This window comes from Polaromonas sp. (genome assembly GCF_039932935.1).
Classification (GTDB): domain Bacteria; phylum Pseudomonadota; class Gammaproteobacteria; order Burkholderiales; family Burkholderiaceae_C; genus Polaromonas.
The window spans coordinates 1-16,848 of record NZ_JBDTPB010000144.1 but is presented as its reverse complement, the minus strand read 5'-3'; the positions used below and the strand labels follow the sequence as shown (position 1 = coordinate 16,848).

The 16,848-nt window shown below is 63.4% G+C and carries 18 protein-coding genes and 2 pseudogenes; 17 read left to right on the top strand and 3 right to left on the bottom strand.

What is annotated here, in order from left to right:
- The 4 genes and pseudogenes from ABI546_RS21685 to thiL all read left to right on the top strand — a co-directional run.
- Positions 1 to 873: pseudogene (locus ABI546_RS21685) on the top strand (recombinase); the annotation flags it as partial.
- Positions 874 to 1,296: 423 nt separating this feature from the next.
- On the top strand, positions 1,297 to 2,556 hold the full coding sequence (locus tag ABI546_RS21680) for a cation:proton antiporter (RefSeq protein WP_348050140.1): 1,260 nt from the start codon (positions 1,297 to 1,299) through the stop codon (positions 2,554 to 2,556).
- Positions 2,546 to 3,685: a YbdK family carboxylate-amine ligase gene (locus tag ABI546_RS21675; protein WP_348050138.1), complete on the top strand. Its 1,140-nt coding sequence runs from the start codon at positions 2,546 to 2,548 to the stop codon at positions 3,683 to 3,685. The genes ABI546_RS21680 and ABI546_RS21675 overlap by 11 nt, the downstream gene beginning before the upstream one ends.
- Before the next feature lie 40 nt (positions 3,686 to 3,725).
- Positions 3,726 to 4,712, top strand: a complete 987-nt coding sequence (thiL, locus tag ABI546_RS21670; protein ID WP_348050136.1) for a thiamine-phosphate kinase — start codon at positions 3,726 to 3,728, stop codon at positions 4,710 to 4,712.
- Here the strand turns inward: thiL and ABI546_RS21665 are convergent.
- Positions 4,700 to 4,897, bottom strand: coding sequence for a hypothetical protein (locus ABI546_RS21665; RefSeq protein ID WP_348050134.1), 198 nt, complete (start codon positions 4,895 to 4,897; stop codon positions 4,700 to 4,702). The genes thiL and ABI546_RS21665 overlap by 13 nt on opposite strands.
- Positions 4,898 to 5,061: 164 nt before the next feature.
- Here ABI546_RS21665 and ABI546_RS21660 point away from each other — a divergent pair, with 164 nt between their 5' ends.
- The 3 genes from ABI546_RS21660 to ABI546_RS21650 all read left to right on the top strand — a co-directional run bounded on the left by ABI546_RS21660 (position 5,062) and on the right by ABI546_RS21650 (position 7,153).
- Entirely contained in the window at positions 5,062 to 5,988 is a 927-nt protein-coding gene (locus ABI546_RS21660) for a LysR family transcriptional regulator (protein ID WP_348050132.1), read from the top strand.
- 134 nt (positions 5,989 to 6,122) lie between these two features.
- Positions 6,123 to 6,650 (top strand): phosphatidylglycerophosphatase A, encoded by a 528-nt coding sequence (locus ABI546_RS21655; protein WP_348050130.1) that lies wholly within the window; start codon positions 6,123 to 6,125, stop codon positions 6,648 to 6,650.
- 65 nt (positions 6,651 to 6,715) lie between these two features.
- On the top strand, positions 6,716 to 7,153 hold the full coding sequence (locus ABI546_RS21650) for a CinA family protein (RefSeq protein WP_348050142.1): 438 nt from the start codon (positions 6,716 to 6,718) through the stop codon (positions 7,151 to 7,153).
- Here the strand turns inward: ABI546_RS21650 and ABI546_RS21645 are convergent.
- On the bottom strand, positions 7,113 to 8,159 hold the full coding sequence (locus ABI546_RS21645; protein ID WP_348050128.1) for an NAD-dependent epimerase/dehydratase family protein: 1,047 nt from the start codon (positions 8,157 to 8,159) through the stop codon (positions 7,113 to 7,115). The two genes, ABI546_RS21650 and ABI546_RS21645, sit on opposite strands and share 41 nt — an antisense overlap.
- A gap of 94 nt (positions 8,160 to 8,253) precedes the next feature.
- Here ABI546_RS21645 and ABI546_RS21640 point away from each other — a divergent pair, with 94 nt between their 5' ends.
- The 9 genes and pseudogenes from ABI546_RS21640 (at position 8,254) to ABI546_RS21600 (ending at position 14,453) form a co-directional block, all read left to right on the top strand.
- Positions 8,254 to 9,138, top strand: coding sequence for a LysR family transcriptional regulator (locus ABI546_RS21640; RefSeq protein ID WP_348050126.1), 885 nt, complete (start codon positions 8,254 to 8,256; stop codon positions 9,136 to 9,138).
- Positions 9,139 to 9,252: 114 nt separating this feature from the next.
- A complete protein-coding gene (locus tag ABI546_RS21635; RefSeq protein ID WP_348050124.1) occupies positions 9,253 to 9,744 on the top strand; it encodes a nuclear transport factor 2 family protein in 492 nt (163 codons plus the stop codon).
- Between the two features lie 40 nt (positions 9,745 to 9,784).
- Positions 9,785 to 10,717, top strand: a complete 933-nt coding sequence (locus ABI546_RS21630; protein ID WP_348050122.1) for an alpha/beta hydrolase — start codon at positions 9,785 to 9,787, stop codon at positions 10,715 to 10,717.
- A 30-nt stretch (positions 10,718 to 10,747) separates the two neighbouring features.
- On the top strand, positions 10,748 to 11,224 hold the full coding sequence (locus ABI546_RS21625; protein WP_348050119.1) for an OsmC family protein: 477 nt from the start codon (positions 10,748 to 10,750) through the stop codon (positions 11,222 to 11,224).
- Between the two features lie 98 nt (positions 11,225 to 11,322).
- Positions 11,323 to 12,327 (top strand): hypothetical protein, encoded by a 1,005-nt coding sequence (locus tag ABI546_RS21620; protein ID WP_348050117.1) that lies wholly within the window; start codon positions 11,323 to 11,325, stop codon positions 12,325 to 12,327.
- A 21-nt stretch (positions 12,328 to 12,348) separates the two neighbouring features.
- Positions 12,349 to 12,632, top strand: a pseudogene (locus tag ABI546_RS21615) (GNAT family N-acetyltransferase); the annotation flags it as partial.
- Between the two features lie 308 nt (positions 12,633 to 12,940).
- Entirely contained in the window at positions 12,941 to 13,288 is a 348-nt protein-coding gene (locus tag ABI546_RS21610) for a hypothetical protein (RefSeq protein WP_348050115.1), read from the top strand.
- 105 nt (positions 13,289 to 13,393) lie between these two features.
- Positions 13,394 to 13,624, top strand: coding sequence for a hypothetical protein (locus tag ABI546_RS21605; RefSeq protein WP_348050113.1), 231 nt, complete (start codon positions 13,394 to 13,396; stop codon positions 13,622 to 13,624).
- Between the two features lie 298 nt (positions 13,625 to 13,922).
- Positions 13,923 to 14,453 (top strand): hypothetical protein, encoded by a 531-nt coding sequence (locus ABI546_RS21600; protein ID WP_348050111.1) that lies wholly within the window; start codon positions 13,923 to 13,925, stop codon positions 14,451 to 14,453.
- 48 nt (positions 14,454 to 14,501) lie between these two features.
- Here ABI546_RS21600 and ABI546_RS21595 read toward each other — a convergent pair whose 3' ends face one another.
- Positions 14,502 to 15,311, bottom strand: a complete 810-nt coding sequence (locus tag ABI546_RS21595) for a UPF0149 family protein (protein ID WP_348050109.1) — start codon at positions 15,309 to 15,311, stop codon at positions 14,502 to 14,504.
- A gap of 107 nt (positions 15,312 to 15,418) precedes the next feature.
- Between ABI546_RS21595 and ABI546_RS21590 the strand changes: the two genes are divergently transcribed.
- The coding region (locus ABI546_RS21590; protein ID WP_348050107.1) for an FMN-binding glutamate synthase family protein at positions 15,419 to 16,848 on the top strand (1,430 nt) is incomplete at its 3' end.

Genomic DNA, 16,848 nt, shown 5'->3' with positions numbered 1-16,848 from the left:
TTCTGGAGCGGCTTCTGGTCCGGCGTCATGTATGCCGCAAGCTTCATCCTGATCCAGCTTCTGCACTTCACCCTCGCCACCAAGCAGCCCGCCATGACGGCGCCGGCCATGGCGGCCAAGCTCAAAGACCTGGGTTCAGCCGATTCAGCCGGCACCATCAAGGCCTTTGTCGACGAAGTCACGTACCTGGTGCGTTCGCAGGTGGCCGCAGTCTTTGGCAACGTGTTCATGGTCGTGCCTGCTGTGTTGCTGATCAATTCGCTGATCCAGCTCATGCTGGGCCACCCGATGATCAGTGGCGCCGATGCACACCACGTGCTGGAGACGCTCACCGTGGTCGGGCCCGCCCTGTTATGGGCCGGTTTCACCGGCGGCATCCTGTTTGCAGCGAGCATGATTGCGGGTTGGACGGAAAACTGGTTTGTGTTGCACCACCTTGATTCAGCAATGCGGCACAACCCGCGCATCACCGCCGTGCTGGGCAGCGAACGCGCGGCGCGCTGGTCTACCTTCATGCGCGACAACATCTCAGGCTTTGCTTCCAACATCGCGCTGGGCCTCATGCTGGGCCTGATACCGGCTTTCACCGGCTTCTTCGGGCTTGAACTCCAGGCGCGTCACGTCACCCTGTCGACCGGGCAACTCGCGGCCGCAGGCGCTTCGCTGGGGCTCGAAGCATTCCGCCACTGGCCGATCTGGTCCTGCATCATTGCCATTCCCCTGATCGGCGCACTGAATCTCGGTGTGAGTTTTTACCTCGCATTCCGGCTCGCCCTGCAGGCCCACAACGTGAGCGCCATGGACCGCGTGCGCATACGCAGCGCCATCTGGACCCGCTTGCGCAGCCACCCACGCAGTTTTTTCATGCCCTGAATATGGGCTCACCCCTGTCCAGGCTCACTGCGTGTAGCCTGTCCGCCCCCTCAAGGGGGCGGCCCTGCGGTCTTGCAAAGCCAGTCCGCGGCCCCTGCTGGCCTTTGGTCGGCTCGCTTCGCATCGCCTTCGATGGCCGCCGGGCTGTCCACGCCAGCAGGGGCCGCGGAACCGGCTTCGCCGGGCCGCAGGCGCAGCGCCCCCTCGGGGGGCAGCGCAGTACGCGAAGCGACAAGCGTGGGGGCCACACTTCGGGTTTTGTCCTACAGGCCCGCCAAGCGCACGCATGTAAAATAATGCAACGTTTCTCTTCAGAAACCCATTGGGCTTCACGCCGCCAAGGCTGGCCATCAACGCGCAACATGCCGCATACACGCGGCATGCTTGCAGAAGAAGTCCCGACGACCGAGGAGACCACCCCGCATGAACGAAATCCTGGCCATATGGGCTGAGTGGATCAAACCATCGGCAGGCCTGCCGACCGTGCAATGGTCCATCCTGCTTGCGGTGGCTGCCGCCGCGGGCCACCTTGTCAACCGCTACACCGGCCTGCCCAAGGTCATTGGCTATTCTCTTGTGGGCGGGCTCGCCGGGCTGGCTGGTTTTACAGGCGCCGTGTGGCCGCTGCAGGGCACCGGCTTGTTTCTGCTGGAGCTGGGCGTGGCCGTCGTGCTGTTTGAGGCCGGCGGGCGTATCCCGCTGCGCTGGTTTCGCCACAACCCCATGGTGCTGGTGCAAAGTCTGGCTGAATCGGCATTGACTTATGTGATCGTTTACTGGGTCCTGAGCAAGGTAGGTGTGCGCGATGTCGTTGCCGAGTCGCTGGCGCTGCTGTCGATGGCCGCATCGCCGGCCGTTCTGTCGCGCGTGGCCATCGACACACGTGCTGCCGGCCCGGTGACGGAACGCGCACTGGTGCTGTCCACGCTGGGCACTCTGTATGCCCTCACGCTGTGCAGCGCGCGCGCCGGCATGATGCCGCGGGGGGAGGCTGCGCTTTCCAGCCCGCTGTATCCGGTGCTGGTGGTGCTGGGCCTGTCTGTCGTCGTCGGCGCCGTGCTCGCCCTCACGCTGCGCACCGCATTGCGGGTGATGAGCCCCACCAGCGAAAACACCGCCATTTTGCTGCTCGCGCTGATTGCCGCAGGCGCCGCGCTGGCGGCCCACTTCGGCGGTTCCGCGCCCCTGGCGGCCCTGCTCGGAGGCATGCTGCTCAAGCAACTCAATCCACGGCCCTGGTCATGGCCACGGCAAATGGGCACGGCCTCATCGATGCTGACCATGCTGATGTTTGTGCTCGTCTCCGTGGTGGCCGCACAGGCCGACTGGAGCGGGCCTGTGGCCGGACTGGTCATCGCCCTGGTGATCGCCCGCATGGTCGGCAAGATTGCCGGCGTGGCCATCGGCAATGTGGGCAGCGGCGCGAGCTGGAAGCAGGCCCTCTGGGTCGGATGCGCGATGTCGCCGATGTCGTCAGTCGCCTTGCTGCTGGTCTCGCAGTTTGTGGCGGCTTCGGGCGCCACCGGGCGCCAGATCGCCAGCGTGGCCCTGCCTGCGATTTTGCTGATGGAAGTGCTGGGTGCAGTGCTCGCCACCGTGGCCATTTACCGCTCCGGCGAAAGCTCCAAACCCTGGGCGCCCCTCACACGCAGCCCCTCCACCGGACCTGTCCATGAGTCTTGAACCGTTCCAGAAGTCCGCAGCGCTCTCGCTCGGTGTCGAGCTTGAGCTTCAGCTCGTCAACACCCACGACTACGACCTCGCGCCCTACGCCGAAGACATGCTGCGCCTGATGGCGAAGACGCCGCTGCCCGGTGCCGTGGTGCCTGAAATGACGTCGAGCATGATTGAGATTTCGACCGGCGTGTGCCACAACGCCTCGGAAGTGCTGGGCCAGCTTTCGCAGATTCGCGATGCGCTCGTCAAGAGCGCCGACAAGCTCAACATCGCGGTGGTCGGCGGCGGCACGCATCCTTTCCAGCAATGGCATGAGCGCCGCATTTACGACAAGCCGCGCTTTCGCGAGCTGTCCGAGCTCTACGGCTACCTCTCAAAACAGTTCACGATTTTCGGCCAGCACGTGCATGTGGGCTGCCCTGACGCCGACACCGCCTTGCTGACGCTGCACCGCATGTCGCGCTACATTCCGCACTTCATTGCCCTGTCGGCGTCGTCACCCTACGTGCAAGGGCAAGACACCGCGTTTGACTCGGCGCGGCTCAATTCCGTGTTTGCCTTTCCACTGTCAGGCCGCGCGCCGTTTGCGCTGACCTGGGACGATTTCACCGTGTACTTCAACAAGATGACGCACACGGGCGTGGTCAAGAGCATGAAGGATTTTTACTGGGACATCCGGCCCAAGCCCGAGTTCGGCACCATCGAGATTCGCGTCTTCGACACGCCGCTCACGGTGGAGCGCGCCACCGCGCTCGCCGGTTTTGTGCAGTCGCTGGCCTCGTGGTTCATGCACGAGCAGCCCTTTATGCCGACCGAAGACGACTACCTGGTCTACACCTACAACCGCTTTCAGGCCTGCCGTTTTGGGTTGGATGCCGTTTATGTGGACCCAGCCACCGGCGGCCACATGCCGCTGCGCGAGCACATTTTGCTGACCATGGCGCAGATAGAACGCCACGCCACCAGCATGGGCGCGGGCGCCTCACTGCACTTGCTGCGCAACAGCGTGGAGCGCAGCGACAACGACGCCCGCTGGCTGCGCGAAAAGCAGGGTGAAGAGCATTTGCTGGCCGAGGTCATACGCCAGGCCGCCGACCGCTTTCGCGGCGGGGTCACGCACCAGCAACAGCGCTGAGCGGCCAGCCCTTCCGCCGCGGGCCTGTATGCTCGGGCGTATGGGTGAATTCGACCTGATCGCACGCTACTTCACGCGCCCCGCCGGCCAGGCCGTTCTGGGTGTCGGCGACGACTGCGCATTGCTGCAGCCAAGGCCCGGCACGCAACTGGCCGTCTCCAGCGACATGCTGGTCGAGGGACGGCATTTTTTTGCAGACGTCAACCCTTTCGCGCTGGGGCACAAGGCACTGGCCGTCAACCTTAGCGACCTCGCCGCCTGCGGCGCCAAACCGCTCGCGTTCACCCTGGCCCTCGCCCTGCCCGATATCGACGAAGACTGGCTGGCGGGTTTCTCGAAGGGCCTGCTGGCGCTGGCCGACGCACACGGCTGCGAGCTGGTGGGCGGTGACACCACACAGGGGCCGCTCAATATCTGCATCACCGTGTTTGGCGAAGTGCCGGTGGTGCAGGGCAAGAGCCAGGCCTTGCTGCGTTCAGGCGCGCGGGCCGGGGACGATGTGTATGTCAGTGGCACGCTGGGCGATGCCCGGCTGGCGCTGGAGGCACTGCGCGGCGCCCTGGCCTTGCCGCCCCTTATGCTGGCTCAGTCCAGGCTACGGTTAGAGCAGCCCACGCCGCGCGTGGCCCTGGGCCAAGCGCTGCGCGGCATTGCCTCGGCCGCCATCGATGTGAGTGACGGTTTGCTGGGCGACCTTCGCCACATCCTGCGCGCCTCGAAAACAGGTGCCACGCTTGAAACCGCACTCGCTATCAATTTAGTAGCCGCTTGCGCTCTACCTGATTGGTCTGCAGCCGGAATTGATGCTGAAAAGCAACTTGAATTCGCGCTGGCAGGCGGCGACGACTACGAGCTCGCCTTTACCGCGCCGGCATCAGCCCGCGAAGCCGTCCAGGCGGCGGCCCGGCAGGCGCAAACGCCGGTCACCCGTATCGGCCGCATCGACGCAGACCCCGGCCTGCGCCTGCTGGACGCGGCCGGTGCGCCGATGGAACGGCATTACGCGTCTTTCGATCACTTCGCCTGAGTGCAACCGGCTGCGTCTGCCCGCGGACGGCGCCCCACACGCGCCAGCCGCCCGGCCACACCGCGGGCCCAGCGGCCCACCGCCGACCAAAACTCATCAATGGCCAAAGCGCGCAGGCGCTGGGCCTCGGACATGGCGGCAGCTATCACATAGCTCTCTTCAGTTGCGATGCAAAGCGGGTTCATACGAGCGTCCTTTCGGGGTGGGCCCTTTTCTTCGGGTGGCTGGGTTACAGGGGGCATAGGTCTACTGTGCGCAAAACCATCGCCAACGGAAACCATTCGCGCCGCAAATGCGTCTTGCACCAGACGCAAAACAAAAATCCGCCGCGGTAGGTAATATGGCCGGCATGCGGAACCTGAACTTTGACGACATGCACCTGTTCGCGCGCGTGGCCGAGCTGGGCAGCTTCTCGGCCGTGGCGCGCACACGCGGCGTACCCGTCAGCCAGGTGTCGCGCGCCATCGCCCGCATCGAAAAGACCTGCAGCGCGCGGCTGGTGCACCGCAGCACCCACGCGCTGACCCTCACGCCCGAAGGCGAAACCTTTCTAGGCTATTGCCGCCGCATGACGCATACGCTGGACGACCTGGAAGGCGAATTTGCCAGCCAGAGCGGTGAAGCCAGCGGCTGGGTGCGCGTGGCGGCCAGCACCGTGATGGCCGAATACCTGCTGGTGCCCAGCCTGGAGGGCCTGCACCAGCGCCACCCGCGCGTGTGCGTTGAGTTGAAGGTCGACGATCGGCTGGTGGACATGGTGCGCGACGGCGTCGACATCGCGATCCGCAGCGGCACGCACACCAACGAGAACACGGTGGTGCGCCAGATCGGCACGCATGGGCGCAGGCTTTACGCCGCACCGGGTTATCTGCAGGCCTACGGCACACCCGAGCACCCCGACGATCTGGCCCGGCACCGCCTGATCAGCAACAGCGGCGCGACCCAGCTCAATCGCTGGCCCTTCATCATCGACGGCCAGCCCGTGGTGATCACGGCGGACGGCTGCTGGCGCGCCGATTCCACCGGCACGACCAGCCAGCTGGCCCTGCAGGGCCTGGGCATCGCGCGCTTTGCCATGCTCGCGGCAGAGTCATTGGTGCGGCGCGGCCTGCTGGTGCCGGTGCTGCCCGGCTTCGTCGATGAACAGCCCGTGCCCATCCACGCGGTGACGCTGGGCGGCCGGCACCGCCTGCCGAAGATCCGCGCCTGCATTGACTACTGGGCCGAATGGTTCAGCCACGAAAGAGACCTGGCCAGCGGGCCCATCAAGGGTTGAGCCCCACCGGTCAGCGTTGTATCAAGAACGCGGGACGCTGTGAAGTTGTTGTGCGTTGTTGAACTTCGCCGTCCGACAACACAGGCTCTCCGCGAATCGGCTGTGACAAAATCAGCCATCACCCCCTCACACCAATGATCGACACCCCGCTGCCGCCGGCGACCAAGCCATCCAGGCCCACCGCCAAGTTCTTGCTGACGCACCCCGCGCATTTCATCGCCCTGGGTTTTGGCTCGGGACTCAGCCCCGTCGCACCCGGCACGGCCGGCACCCTGTGGGCCTGGCTGGCCTTCCTGGTGTTGCAGCAGTGGCTCACACCTGCCGAAATCGGCTGGCTGATCGCTGCATCCACCCTCATCGGCTGGTGGGCCTGCACCGTCACTGCCAAAGCCATGAACGTGCTCGACCCCGGCAACATCGTGTGGGACGAGGTGGTCGCGTTCTGGCTGGTGCTGTGGCTGGTCATGCCGGCAGACTTCTGGATGCAGTTCGCCGCCTTCGTGCTGTTCCGCTTTTTCGACGCCGTCAAACCCGGCCCGGTGGCGTGGGCCGACCAAGCCTTCAAGGGCTTTAACTACCGCGGCGGCTTCGGAATTTTGTTTGACGACTTCGTGGCAGCGTTCTGCACGCTGCTGGTGATCGCGGTCTGGAGATTCTGGTGAACACCCCGTCGCTATCAAAAGAGGAGCTGCTTGCGCCCGACTCTATTGGCCTGTTGGCCGATTTGATGCTGAAAAAAGGCTGGCTGCTGGCCACCGCCGAAAGCTGCACCGGCGGCATGATTTCCGCCGCCTGCACCGACCTGGCCGGCTCCAGCGCCTGGTTTGAGCGCGGCTTTGTTACCTACTCCAACGAAGCCAAAACCGAGCTGCTCGGTGTGGATGCCGGGTTGATCAAACAACACGGCGCCGTCAGCGAAGAAGTGGTGCGGGCGATGGCACAAGGCGCCGTGGCCCGCTCACGCGCCCAGGTGACAGTGGCGGTGACCGGCGTGGCTGGCCCTACTGGTGGCAGCAGAGCCAAGCCCGTCGGCACCGTCTGGTTCGGCTGGTCTGCAGCCGGTCAGGTCACGTCTGAATGCATGCAGTTTGAGGGCGACCGCGGGGCAGTGCGGGCGGCGACTGTCAGGCATGCGCTTCAGCGGCTGGTGCAACTGCTCGGCTGACCGGCTCCACCACGGACGGGCCCCCAAATCCCAGCTCGTCGAGTGAAGTCCGCAGCGCCTCGGCAAAAGGCGTGTGCGGCTCCTCGCCAATCAGGGTTGCCATCCGGGTGTTGACCAATGCATGCGGCGTGCGCCAGAGATAGCGCATCTCGCACAGCGCCGCCACCGTCGGCACAAAGAGGCCCACCGCGCGCATGAAAAGCCAGGACACCGAACTCACCTGCAGCCGCCCCTTGGCGGGTAACCACCCTCGCTCCCAGGCTACGCCGGCCATCGCATCGGCCCATTTCTGGCCCGTGAGCCGGTAGCCAGCGAAATGCAGGGTTTCAAATGCAGGCAACGCATGCCGGTGCTCCGCCACTTTCACAAAACTGCGCGCCATGTCAGGCAAGTAGGCCCAGGCGGTGGGCACATCCATGGGACCGGGATAGGTCAGCTTGCCGTTGCGGACAGCCTTGGTCATCACCAGGTCAAACCATGAACCAGTGCCGCTGCCGAAGAAGTCACCCCCCCGGATGATCACCGCTTTCATACGGCCGTCCTGCGTGGCGGCGCGGACCATCGCCTCGCTCCGCACGCGCATGCGGCCCTTGAAGGTGGTCGGATTTTGCGGTGTGTCTTCATGCAGCCGCTCAGGCATGCCGCTACCGAAGTTGTAGACGCTGGCTGGCAGCAGCATGGTGGCACCCAGCGCACGGGTGATGTCGATCGCAGCTTGCGTCAATGCCGGTACCTCGTCGCGCCATGCCTTGTGGGTATAGGTCGGGCTCAGTGCCTGCACCACCACGGTTGCGCCCCGCGCCGCGTCCGCCAGGGCCGCCGTGTCCCGCGGTGCGACGGCCAGCCAACGCACGCCGGGAATGTCCAGAGCCTGCCCACCCGGCCGCATCTGGGCAAAGACTTGCCAGCCGGACTCGGCAAATGCCTGTACCGCAGCCCGTCCAAAGCGCCCGCGTGCGCCGAGGACAAGGACAGACCGGAGTGAGGGTTGCAGGTTTTGTGACATAAAAGCTCCTATGAGTGGGTGATCGATAGCCTTCATTGTCAAAAGAATCGCACTATCCGACAATTGCCTAACTCATCACAACAGCTATGCATAAATGAATAACCAATTCGACTGGCGGCTGATCCCCTCTTTCCTTGCCGCGCTCGACCAGGGCAGCCTGCTGGGGGCTTCGCGCATGCTCAAGGCCACGCAGCCCACGGTAGGGCGGCACATTGCCGAGCTCGAAAGCCAGCTCGGCGTGGTGCTGTTCGAACGCACCGGGCGCGGCCTGTTGCCGACGCCCATGGCATTGCAGCTGGCGGGCGCGGCGCGCGCCATGGAGGGCAGCGCCAACCAGTTCGCCCGCTATGCCCTGGGTGTAGAGGAAGCGATTGCCGGTACGGTACGCATTTCGGCCAGCACCCCGGTCGCCTGCTATTTGCTGCCGCCCATATTGGCCCAGATGCGCCAGGCCCTGCCCGACGTGCAGGTCGAACTGGTCTCCAGCAACCAGGTCAGCAACCTGCTCCGGCGCGAAGCCGACATTGCCCTGCGCATGGTCCAGCCCGACCAGGCCAGCCTGGTCGTCAAGCGAATCGCGAAAATCCCGCTGGGGCCGTATGCCCACCGCGACTACCTGCGTCGGCGCGGCACCCCGAAAAAACCGGAGGACCTGGTTCACCACGAACTCATCGGCCACGACCGAGACGACGCCGTCATCAAGGGTTTTGCCGCCTTCGGTGTCAAGATGACCAAAGAGTCCTTCGCTTTTCGTTGCGACGACATGATTGCTTACTGGCAAGCCGTGCGTGCCGGGCTGGGCATAGGTTTCGTGGCCGACTACGTCGCCGCCGCCGACAAGGACGTGGTGGCGGTGCTGCCCATGCTGAAGATACCGCCCATGCCGATCTGGCTGACCGTGCATCGCGAGATTCGGACCAGCGTGCGGATCCGTGCGGTGTACGACTTTCTGGCGCAGGCGGTGGGCAAGGCGGTTTAGTATCTGACCTGCTCTCACCGAGTTGGGACCATGCTGGAACCTAAGCGACGCGGCCCCTTCCGGCAGGGGTATAAAGTCCGCAGACCACAACAACCGCTGCCAGAGGAGACCCCCATGCACCCCAACCAGGCCACACTCGAAAAGTTTTACAGCGCTTTCGCCCAGCTCGACTCAGCCACCATGGCCAGCTGCTACGCCCCTGACGCGCAGTTTGACGACGAAGCGTTTTCATTGCGGGGGCATGAGCAGGTGACCGGCATGTGGCACATGCTGTGTGACGCAACCAAGGCCAAGGGGCTGGATGTGTGGAAGCTCACCTATAGCGGCATTGAGGCCGACGCCACAACCGGCAAGTCGCACTGGGAGGCGGACTACCGCTTCAGCGCCACGGGGCGCATGGTGCACAACGTGATCGACGGCGTGTTTGAATTCAACGAACAGGGGCTCATCGCGCGCCACCGTGACCGCTTTAATTTCTGGACCTGGTCGCGTCAGGCGCTGGGCACACCCGGTCTGCTGCTGGGCTGGACGCCGTTCTTGCACAACAAGGTGCGCGCTACGGCGGCCGGTAATCTGCAAAAATACTTGGCCCAACGCCGGCGTTAAACGCAGGCATCATTTCAACGGTCCTCACCTGGAGCAGCCCATGAGCTGGTTTGATGGATTCGAGCAGCGCAGTTTTGAGGTCAACGGTGCCTCCATCAACGCACGGTTTTCGCGCGTGGTGCCTGGCGACCCGGTGCGGCCCGCACTGCTGCTGCTTCACGGCTTTCCCCAGTCACACGTCATGTGGCACCGCGTAGCGCAGCGCCTGGCGAATGACTACTTCCTGGTGATGCCTGACCTGCGGGGCTATGGCGACTCTTCCAAAACCGCAGGGCTGCCCGACCACAGCAACTACAGCAAACGCAACATGGCGCACGACATGGTGGGTGTGATGGATGCGCTGGGCGTGGGAAACTTTTACCTGTGCGGCCACGACCGCGGCGGGCGAGTGGCGCACCGGCTGGCGCTGGACTACGCGGCACGCGTGCAAAAGCTCTGCATCATCGACATCGCGCCCACACTCGACATGTACGAGGGCCGCAGCATGACCGAGTCTTACATGGCTTTTGCGCGGGCCTACTACCACTGGTTTCACATGCTGCAACCGGCGCCGCTGCCCGAAATCATGATGGGCGCCAACCACCCCGAAACCGCCAGGGCCTACCTGCATGCCAAGCTGGGCGGCTGGGGCAGCGCGGGCATGGGCTACATCGAGCCGCAAGCATTGGCGGAATATGAACGCAGTTTTTGCAATGCCGAGGCGCTGCACGCGGCCTGCGAGGACTACCGCGCCAGCGCCGGCATTGACCTGGACCACGACCGTGAAGGCCGTGCGCAGCAGCTGAAGCTGGCCTGCGACCTGCTGGTGATGTGGGGCGAACGCGGTGTGGTGCATCGCATGTTTGACCCACTGGCTCTGTGGCAAGCGCAATGCAGCGGCACGGTGTCGGGCCAGGGCCTGCCGGCGGGTCATTTCATTCCCGAAGAGCAGCCTGAGGCCACCGCCCGCGCGCTGCTCGAATTTTTTCACTAACCAACGGCGCCACGCACGGCGCACCATGTCATGTCCACCTACACCGCAGAAGTCCGTTGGCAACTCGACAACGGCGACTTCCTGGGCAATCGCTACAGCCGCCGGCACCTGCTGCGCTTTGACGGCGGCCTGGAAGTGCCAGGCTCTTCGTCGCCGCACGTGGTACCCGTGCCGATGTCCGATGCCTCTGCAGTGGACCCGGAGGAAGCCTTTGTGGCATCGCTGTCGAGCTGCCACATGCTGTGGTTTTTGTCCATTGCGGCCAAGCGCAAGTTTGTCGTGGCGCGCTACATGGACGCCGCCATCGGTGTGATGGAAAAGAACGCCGAAGGCAAAGTGGCCATGACGGTGGTCACGCTGCGGCCCGAGGCGGCCTTCTCAGGCGAACGCCTGCCCACGCGTGAGGAACTCGACCGCCTGCACCACGAGGCGCACGAAGCCTGCTTTATCGCCAGCTCAGTCAAGACCGAAGTGCGCTGCGAGCCGGTGTACGGTACGCTGGCGTGAGCGGTCTTTTTGCAGTAGCCTGTACCGAAGGGCGGTTTTGACCTGCGATTCGCTTTAAGCCCCGCCCAGCCAAGCGCATTTTTCCTTCAGGACTGCCCATGAACCGCACCGTCACTCTCCTCGCCCTGCTGGGCCTGCTCGGCGGCTGCGCTTCGCACGAAGCGATGAATGCCGTGGACCTGGAGCAGGGGCGCCTGCCTTCCCCTGACCTCAGCCTCAACATTCCCGGCCTCGGGCCCTGCACCGACAACCCGGACCGGACCTTGCGCATCAACACCAGCCAGCCGGTCCATATCCTGGTGCACGGCTGCTTCGGTTCGTCCGGCCAGTTTCGGGGCCTGGCCCAGGTGCTGGCGTTTCATGGCCAGCAGTCGGCCTGTTTTACTTACGATGACCGCGCCAGGCTCAATGAAGGCGCTGACCAGCTGAGGCTTGCCGTCAGCCAGCTCGCGGCGCAATCCCGCGTCCCCCAGGTCACGGTAATAGGCCACAGCCAGGGCGCGCTGATCGCGCGCAGGTCCATGACGGAGCCTCCCTCCACGGCGCCCTCCGGCCGCGCTGTCGATGTGCGTCTGGTGACCATCTCCGGGCCGTTTGCCGGCATCGAGTCTGCCAAAACCTGCGGAAAAACCTGGCTCTACCCGCTCACCCTGGGCATGTTGCCGCTGAGCTGTTACGTGGCAACGGGCCCGAAGTGGGCCGACATCACGTACTCCTCGCTCTTCATCCGCGAACCCGGCGCCCTGGCGCAACAAGTCGCCAACTACCTGAAGATCGACACCAACGAACGTGGTACCTGCCGGCGCGAAGAGGGCGGGCGCTGCGCGGAAGGCGACGACATTTTCTCGCTGGCAGAGCAGCACAACACCTTCATAGAAACCGACACACGGGCGCGCCGGGTCGAAGTCGATGCCGGCCATGTCGAGATCGTGGGCGACAAACGCGTGGCACCGACAAAGCTGATCAAAATCCTGCAGGACGAAGGCATTCTCGACGCCACCCCGCCGGCACGCCAGTACGCCCTCGGCCTGCTGCTCTCGCGGGTCTACCAGGACAACACCGCGCTGCCCCCAGATGCCATGAAAACCCGCGCACTGCCCTGAACCTCACCACCCTTTGAAAATGCCAAAAGCAATGGCCGGTCGCTCGGGCTGACGCACTACCTGTTTCACCGCAGCACCACACGCATGGAACTGACCTGCTATCTGCAGGACCTGTTCACCGATCCAGCCGCGCGCGGCCAGGGGGGATCGGGCGGACGCTGATCGAAGGTGTGTACGAACAAGCAAAGATGGCGAGCATCAAGCGGGTGTACTGGCAAATCCACACGACCAATTCAGCGGGTCGGCTGCTTTATGACAAAGTGGCCCAACACCTGGGCTTCGTTGTTTATTCGCATGATGTTTGACTAATGACGAAGTGAGTTCTGGGTCGCGGCGATCCGCTACAAAATAGATAGTCACTCGCGCCCGTGTTTATTGGGAAAACGACCAAAAATACTCATAAAGCAGTCCAATTCGCGAAGGTAGAGGCTGTAAAAGGGAAGGCTGCGGTGTTTCGCAAAGTTTTTATACCTGTATGCGTTTTCAGCCTAATGCGGTTAAACCCAACAACCACGCCATTTGCAGGAGTTTTGATGCCCAGGTTAAACCACAGCCGCCAAGTTATACCGCAGGGTTTGCGGTTTAAATTATGTTGGGCCTCATAGGAGATCACATGCCACAACACCAAGCAGATACAGTGTTTCCGATCTTCGTGGCGGTATGGGTGGTGCTAGGCTTGGGAAGCTCTGCGTTCTTCTTCTTGAATAAGGACGCGGCACTCAAACGCCGGGTGTGGCCGGGCTTCACGGTCGTAACCGGAGTGGTGTTTCTGTTCTTCGTCTGGCTGATGGGGGCTGGAGCGGAGGTTCTGCTTGTTGGCGTACCAGCGGTGGTTCTGATTACCGCTCTGAACCTCCGAGCGGTACGTTTTTGCGACTCCTGCGGAAAAACCCTCATGAATCAGAACCCTTTTTCACCACCTCGGTTTTGTTCGAAATGCGGTGCCGAACTCAAACGCTGAGGCCCAACAGGTCCTTCGACACGGACGCACAAGTGTATCCGTGCGCTTCGTGCACTTCTGGCTTGTGCGCCGATCAAGTCCGACGTTATACCGTAGGGAACGCACATGGCAAACGACCGCGATAAACACGCAGCCGCCGTAGTTCTCTTTGTTGGGGTATTGACCCTCTCGAAAGCAGAGGCTGCCGCACTGGCAGACGAGGGGCACACTACCATCGAGAAAATTGCGTACGTTCCACTCAGTGAGCTTTTTCAGGTGAATGGCATTACCCGCGAGCGCATCCTCGAAATTCGAAAGAAAGCTGAAAAATGCTTGACTCCCGGTCAGTCTCTATGACTCATGCCTTTCGGAAATCTGCGCGCGCCGGGGTGCTGCTCCGGTCTAACTTGTCATGTATGGACTTCCCCCTCAACGGCAAGAGGTTGACCGATAGTGTGGCGGTTGGGGAAGCGCCTGCAGTCGTATATCCGGCATCTGAGGTGGACACTGGTGTGCTCCGTGCCGCCATAATCTGCATCACCGGGGCCAGTCGCAACGAGTGGCTGGCAACCACTCATTGCGGTGGAACTGCGCGATAAAGCCGCGCAGCGCCGCCCAGTCCGAACGTCAGACATCGCACTCCGAGTACCCCCGCATGCCATCCATTCACCCATCTGAACTCCCGCCCGGAGCGCTCCTCAGCAAGTATCAGAAAGGGGGAGCGTACGCGGACTGCTACGCCACGGAGATCGCGCGGCACGTTTCCCAGACCGAGTATGTTCAGGCTTTTTACACTACCCCCTTGTTCAAGCTGGAAAGGCTGCTGCTTGCATGGCTGCTTTCGAAACCGTCGACGGACGCCCAGGCCGGTCAACTGGCCTCAGGGATGCTTGATTCGTTTGCCGCGTGGAGTGTGGAGGAACGACGTGAAGACCAACTGCTCATGTGCGATTTCCTGGGCCGCACGCGTTCCTGGTTGATGGTTGTTGCTGCGCAGAGCGGTGGCGCTGGAGGCACACGCTTGTACTTTGGGTCCGCTGTGGTGCCATCGCCTGGCGCAAAACTCGGAATCCGGACACCTGGCTTGACCTTTCGCTTGCTGCTTGGCTTTCACAAGCTGTATTCCCGTGCGCTACTGGCCGCCGTGAAGTCCCGTTTGATGAGGCAGCGATCTGCGCAGGGCTGAGTCAAGGCACGCCGCCCAAGCCCTCATGTCAAAGTGTGAGGCCCGGGCTCACCCCGCCCCATGGCACTTCTTGTATTTCTTCCCGCTGCCGCAGGGGCATAAATCATTGCGTCCGGGCGTGGCCTCTACACGCACTGTCTCGATCTTCGGGCCCAGCGTCTTCCACAACTCCCGCAAGTCATAAACGGCCCAGATCGCCTCGCCAAAGGCGTTGAGGCGCGCAATGCTGGTGCTGGGCGCGCCATCTTCGCTGAGCGGCGACACCTCGGGCGCGGCGGCGTCGTCTTCGGTCATAGCCACCACGGCTTGCAGCGCGTCGTCCAGCCACTTGGCGGCGTCTTTGTCGCGCGGTGCCATCCATTCGTCGGGCCAGCTTTCGACAGCGAACATGAAACCCAACGCCCAGACCTGCGCAAAGGCCGGCAGGTCTTCGCCCTTGAACGCCGCACGCTCTTCAGGCGGCATTTCGGCCACGGCGCCGCGAATGTCCATCACCTCCGGGTGGTAGCAGCGGTCGTCTTCAAGTGAGTCGACTTCACTGTCCAATGCGGTTTGCACCTCGTGCCAGCGCCGGTCCCACAGCGCGACAAAGCGCTCGCGCTGGGACGCATCGGCGAAAGATCCGCCTTCCGGATCCGGCGCTTCGCCTTCGTCCGGTGTGGCCAGCAGCACGGGCAGGTATTCTGCTGCCGCAATCGGTCGGCGGGTGCAAGCCACCGCCGCCATGAAGCCTTCGCAGAACTCCCATTGCGGCGTTTCGTCGTAGCGGGTGCGCAAGTCGTCGAGGATGGCGTCCAGCGCATCGAAATCTTCAACTTCAAGGGGCTGGGAGCTGATGGGCAAGGTAGATGCGTTCATGGAAAAATGAGGGGTGTAGCGCCACATGACGCTCTTATGATGCGAAGTGTATCGCCGCGCCGCGGCAACCCCACGCCCGCCCCGGGCACACCGACAAGAAGCACCCCATGCTCCAGCGCCTTGATGCCCACTTCCCCGTTCGCTACAGCTTCATGGCGCTTTGTGCGCTGGCGGCCCTCCTGTCGCTGGTGGAGCTGCTGTTTTTTCCCTTCTGGTGGGTGGCCCTGGTCGGGCTGCTGGTGGGCTCGGTCCTGGTGCTGGTGGGCGTGCATGACCTGCGGCAAACACGCCACGCCGTGTTGCGTAACTACCCGGTCATTGGCCACATGCGCTTTCTGTTGGAATACATCCGGCCGGAAATGCGCCAGTACTTCATTGAAAGTGACAGCGAGGCGACGCCGTTTTCGCGCGCGCAGCGCTCGCTGGTGTACCAGCGCTCCAAGGGCGAGCCCGACAACCGGCCTTTCGGCACGCAGTTGGACGTGGGCGCGCAAGGCTACGAATGGGTAAACCATTCGATGTCGCCCACCAAGCTGCCTTCACACGACTTTCGCGTGTGGATAGGCGGCTCGCCCGACTACCCTTCGCCCTCCGTGGAGCCCTGCACGCAGCCTTACCACGCCAGCGTCTTCAATATCTCGGCGCTGAGCTTTGGCTCGCTCTCGGCCAACGCCATCATGGCGCTGAACAAAGGCGCCAAGCTCGGCGGCTTTGCCCACGACACCGGCGAAGGCTCAATCTCGCAGCACCACCGCCTGCACGGCGGCGACCTCATCTGGGAGATTGGCTCGGGCTATTTCGGGTGCCGCACTGAAGACGGTACCTTCAGTGAAGAACGCTTTGCGGCCAACGCCTGCGATCCGCAGGTCAAGCTGATCGAACTCAAGATGAGCCAGGGCGCCAAGCCCGGCCACGGCGGTATCTTGCCGGGCCCGAAGGTCACCGCAGAAATCGCCGCCGCGCGCGGCATTCCCATCGGCAAGGACTGCATCTCGCCCTCCAGTCACAGCGCGTTTTCCACGCCGGTCGAGATGATGCATTTCATCGCCAAATTGCGAAAGCTGTCGGGCGGCAAGCCGACCGGCTTCAAGCTTTGCATCGGCCACCCCTGGGAATGGTTTGCCATCGTCAAAGCCATGCTGGAGACCGGCATCACGCCCGACTTCATCGTGGTGGACGGCGCAGAAGGCGGCACGGGCGCGGCGCCGGTCGAGTTCACCGACCACGTGGGTGCGCCGCTGCAAGAGGGCCTGCTGTTGGTGCACAACACGCTGATCGGCGTCAACCTGCGCAGCCGCATTTCGATTGGCGCAGCCGGCAAGGTGGTGAGCGCCTTTGACATGGTGCGGCTGATGGCGCTGGGCGCCGACTGGTGCAATGCGGGGCGCGGCTTCATGATGGCGCTGGGCTGCATTCAGGCGCAAAGCTGCCATACCGGCAAATGCCCGACAGGCGTCACCACGCAAGACCCGGTGCGCCAGCAGGCGCTGGTGGTGCCCGACAAGGCCGAGCGCGTGCGCAACTTTCACCGCAGCAC